The organism is Mycobacterium sp. (genome assembly GCF_036488105.1).
Lineage (GTDB): Bacteria > Actinomycetota > Actinomycetes > Mycobacteriales > Mycobacteriaceae > Mycobacterium.
In genome coordinates this window covers 1-4,004 of record NZ_DASXHW010000543.1, presented here as the reverse complement: position 1 = coordinate 4,004, position 4,004 = coordinate 1, and the positions used below count along the sequence as shown (strand labels likewise).

The following is a 4,004-nucleotide window of genomic DNA, read 5'->3' as shown; positions in this document are numbered from 1 at the left end:
CGTGGAAACCGTGGCGCCTCAACGGGTTAGCGTCCCGACTGCGGACCCATCATCCCAGGCCCCATCGCACCTGGCTTCATGTCACCTGGCTTCATGTCGCCCGGCTTCATGTCGGCGCAACAGTCCTTCTGTTCGTGGGACATCGCCGCATGGCCCATTTGCATGTGCATGTGCTCGCTCCAGTTCAAGAAGAAGCCGGCGAAGAAAATAGCGCCGACGACGAACAGTCCGCCGGCGACGATGCCCACCCACGCCAGCGCCTGGTTCAGGCGGCTAGGCCTGGTCGGCTGTGTGGTACCCGGATCGTCGGTTGCAACGTCGGTTGTCTCGGCCATGAAGTGAACCTCCTGTGTTGGACTAGCGAAGGTCATGCTACCCCACCCAGGGTGGGGTGGGGTGAGATAAGCTGAGTGCAGTTCACCCCGGTACCGGGGTTGGCACGCGCCGCTGGAAGGGGACGGTGATGTCAGAGGAGTTGACAGCCAAAAAGCGTGCTGCGCTCAACCGGCTCAAAACAGTCCGGGGCCATCTGGACGGGATTATCCGAATGCTGGAATCCGACGCCTACTGCGTGGATGTGATGAAGCAGATTTCTGCGGTGCAGTCGGCGTTGGAGCGCACCAACCGGGTGATGCTGCACAACCACCTGGAAACCTGCTTTTCGGAGGCCGTCGTCGGCGGGCAGGGCGAAAAGGCGATAGCCGAACTGGTGGACGCCCTGAAGTTCAGTCCCGCCTTGACTGGCCCGGATACTTGCTTGAACGGCACGACGACCGACGAGGCTGTGAAAGCCGCTATCTCGTAGCGGAGCGGTAGACGTGCCTTCGGCTTTTGATGATCGCGGTGGCTATTTTCAGCCACTGCGTTCGGCTGAACAATAACTGGCAAACGTTCAATAGGGTGTAGCGCTTTCACAGAAACTTCAAATCTGGGACTAGTAATAACAAGCGCACTTACGCGTAGCTCAAATGCACCATAATCAGTTCGTGGAGCGACGCCGTAACGGCCAGAGGAGTCTTTCGCCGATGGCCACCCTCAAGCAGTTGCCTGCTCTGGTTGTGCTGGAGCGGATTCCGGTTCCCGTGCTCGCTATCGCGAACGACGGCGGGCTGGTGTTCGCCAATTCCGCATTCTCCGAAATGGTCGGCCGCGCGCCCGAAGACGTGGTGTCGCTGACGTTCGAAGAGATCTTCCACCTCCCGCTCTCCACGGAGTCCGCGGTCACCGTCGTGCAATCCCTGGCTAACGAGGTAGTCGAGTTGGCCCACCGGGACGGTTCGAGTGTGCGCGCGCTGATGAGTAGGTCGGCGCTGGTCCGCGCCGATGACGACATTGCGCTTGCGACGTTTCAAGACCTGACCGAGCAGCTGTGGCTTGACGAGCGCTAGCCGCTTCCGTTGTCCTACACCTCCGGCGGAGAAACGGCCTTGATCGCCAGAGCCGTGCGACGCTTCAAGAATTGCGCGAAGTAATCGATCTTGTCGGGTTGCACGATTCCGCGTAGCACCGTCGACAGGGCTTTCTGGTAGTCACTGAGCAGTACCACCGGGTCGTGCAGGCTGCTGGCCTGACGCAGCCCCATATAGATGGACACCAGCAAGCGTCCGATGTCTTCCGGATCGCCGCGGTCGACGATGTCGCCCTCACGGATTCCGCGTCCGGCGATCTCACCCAGCAGTTGGATCCACCCGCCTAGCAGACGCTCCTGCAGCTTCTCGGTACGGCCGACAGATTCGAGCAGGTTGAAAGCTGCCCGCGTGATGTCTTCGGTGATGTCTGCCATGGCGATCAGGAACGAGACGTCGATGAGAGTTTCCAGCCCGGACAGCTTGCGGGTGAACAACTCCTGGACTGCGGCGCCGGATCTGACGGTCTGCTCGTCGACGATCGCCAACGCCAGCGCATGCTTGGAGCGGAAGTGGAAGTACATCGCGCCCTTGGTCAGCTGCGCCTCGGCCAGAATGTCGTCGAGGCCGACGGCGTAATACGGACGCTGGGCGAACTGGTGCGCCGCGGCTCGCAGTATTTGCTCGCGCGTCGTATCGGAACGCTTGTCGCTTACTTCGCTCATGTGTGTCAGATCGTTGTCGAGGATAGGGCCTGGCTGTCGGCCAGGAACGGCATGGGCATCCACCGCGACGAGAGTAGCGACTCCATCGCGTGGCTCGGCAGCGGGCGAGACAACAAGTAACCCTGCGCTCGGTGGCAACCGTGTCGCATCAGGGTCAGTGCGGCGGCCGGGGTTTCCACACCCTCGGCGACCAGCTGCAGGCCGAAGGCTTCGGCCAGGCCGATGATTGCCCGGACGATCGCCAGGTCACGGCTGCTGTTGCCCAGGTCGCGAACGAAGGACGTGTCGATCTTGAGCGTGTCGACCGGCAGCGACTTCAAATGCGACAGAACGGCATAACCGGTGCCGAAGTCGTCGATGGCGATCTGGACGCCGACTTCCTTCAGCGCCTCGAGCGTCTTGCGGGTGGTGTCGATGTCGCGAACCACGGCGCGTTCGGTGATCTCCAAACACACTGAGCCGCCGTCGATGCCGAACTCGTCGATGGTTTCGGCCACGCTGCTGACGAAGCCTCGGCTGACCAGCTGGGCCGGCGATACATTGAGCCGCAACATGGTGTTCTGCCCGACGCCGCGCGAACGCCAGCGGCTGAACTCCCCGATCGCGGTTCGCATGACCCAACGGCCCAACTCCCCGCCCAGGTTTGCGGATTCGGCGACGCCGATGAACGACTCGGGCAGTAGCAGTCCCCAGGTCGGATGCCGCCACCGGACGAGCGCTTCGACGGCCACGATCGCGCCGGTCCACAGGTCGACCTCGGGCAGATAGTGCAGCAGCAGCGCGTCGTTGTCGATTTCGCCCCGCAGGTGGAGCTCGATGTCGTTACGGAAGAGCCGCTGCAGCGACATGTCATCGCTGGAGACCGCGGCGTGGTTACCGCCGGCCCGCTTGGCCATCAGGACAGCCTCGTCCGCGCGATGCAGGAGGTCGCTGGTGTTGTCCCGGCCCGGCATGCCCACCGCGACACCGACGCTGACGGTGCGGGTGATCATGTGACCGCCGAGGGACATTCGATCGCGCAGCGCCGCACACAGTTCCTCGGCGGTCTTCTCCGCCACCTCGATCGACATCGACCGGTCAGGCACGACGACGAACTCGTCACCGCCGAGGCGCGCGGTCATGCTCTTGGCGCCGGCCTTCGTCTGCAGCTGTTCGGCGAATGTCCGGATGAACCAGTCACCGGCGGTGTGGCCGAGATAGTCGTTGATCGACTTCAGCCGGTCCAGGTCGAGATACAACACCGGGACGGGACCCGGTTGACCTGCCGCCAGTCGTTCGGACAAGTGCGCCATCAGCGCGCGCCGGTTGTGCAGGCCGGTCAGATCGTCGTGTTCGGCGAGGTTGCGAAGCTTCTCCTCGGCAGCGATGCGGGCCTGGAGTTGCGCCAGCAGGGATGCGACCGTCTGGATGGCGTTGAGCTCATCCGGCCGCCATTTCTTGCGACGAAACTTCACGCAGACCAGCTGGCCGGTGGTGACGCCCCCCGACATCAAAGGCGCCGCCGCCGCCGACGGCGCCGGGATCTTGGCGGGGTCGATGCCCCAACGCTCCTGCGCGGCCGCTACCCAGCGCGCGCAAACCGGGTCGCCGGGCTCCGGTCTGATCACCGTGACTTTCTTACCGTGCTCGCACAACGCGAGAACCGGGTCGGCGCTGCTGAAGTGGGCAACCGCCGCCGAGTCGGGGACGGAGGGGTCGCGTCGCGGAGGCCATACCGCAACCAATTTCGACACCCTGATCTTGTGATCGGTGTGGCGCAGGAAGGCGCCGTCGATGTCGAGATGCTGGACGAGTTCGGCGAGCACCTGTTCATTGACCTCGGCAACAGTCGACGCCGTCGTCTCCATCAATCTGGTGGCGACGCGGGTGACCAGGTTGCGTGGCAAGGTCTCCTCCGATGTAAGGCGTAGGTCGGGGTGCCGCGTCAGGGTCT

At 63.4% G+C, this 4,004-nt stretch carries 5 protein-coding genes; 2 read left to right on the top strand and 3 right to left on the bottom strand.

The features are described from left to right. Positions 1-26 precede the first annotated feature (26 nt). Positions 27-335: a hypothetical protein gene (locus tag VGH54_RS28575; protein ID WP_331515527.1), complete on the bottom strand. Its 309-nt coding sequence runs from the start codon at positions 333-335 to the stop codon at positions 27-29. A gap of 128 nt (positions 336-463) precedes the next feature. Between VGH54_RS28575 and VGH54_RS28570 the strand changes: the two genes are divergently transcribed. Both VGH54_RS28570 and VGH54_RS28565 read left to right on the top strand, forming a co-directional pair. Continuing rightward, positions 464-805 (top strand): metal-sensitive transcriptional regulator, encoded by a 342-nt coding sequence (locus VGH54_RS28570; protein ID WP_414688832.1) that lies wholly within the window; start codon positions 464-466, stop codon positions 803-805. 220 nt (positions 806-1,025) lie between these two features. Next, entirely contained in the window at positions 1,026-1,388 is a 363-nt protein-coding gene (locus VGH54_RS28565) for a PAS domain-containing protein (protein ID WP_331515526.1), read from the top strand. A gap of 14 nt (positions 1,389-1,402) precedes the next feature. On the opposite strand, the gene VGH54_RS28560 is transcribed toward VGH54_RS28565, so the two are convergent. Both VGH54_RS28560 and VGH54_RS28555 read right to left on the bottom strand, forming a co-directional pair. Further along, positions 1,403-2,071, bottom strand: coding sequence for a TetR/AcrR family transcriptional regulator (locus tag VGH54_RS28560; RefSeq protein WP_331515525.1), 669 nt, complete (start codon positions 2,069-2,071; stop codon positions 1,403-1,405). Between the two features lie 5 nt (positions 2,072-2,076). Continuing rightward, a complete protein-coding gene (locus VGH54_RS28555) occupies positions 2,077-3,957 on the bottom strand; it encodes a bifunctional diguanylate cyclase/phosphodiesterase (RefSeq protein ID WP_331515529.1) in 1,881 nt (626 codons plus the stop codon). Positions 3,958-4,004 lie beyond the last annotated feature (47 nt).

Bases quoted from the DNA above. Each gene is read 5' to 3' on its own strand.
- VGH54_RS28575 (WP_331515527.1), bottom strand. From the start codon at position 335: ATGGCCGAGACAACCGACGTTGCAACCGACGATCCGGGTACCACACAG.
- VGH54_RS28570 (WP_414688832.1), top strand. From the start codon at position 464: ATGTCAGAGGAGTTGACAGCCAAAAAGCGTGCTGCGCTCAACCGGCTC.
- VGH54_RS28565 (WP_331515526.1), top strand. From the start codon at position 1,026: ATGGCCACCCTCAAGCAGTTGCCTGCTCTGGTTGTGCTGGAGCGGATT.
- VGH54_RS28560 (WP_331515525.1), bottom strand. From the start codon at position 2,071: ATGAGCGAAGTAAGCGACAAGCGTTCCGATACGACGCGCGAGCAAATA.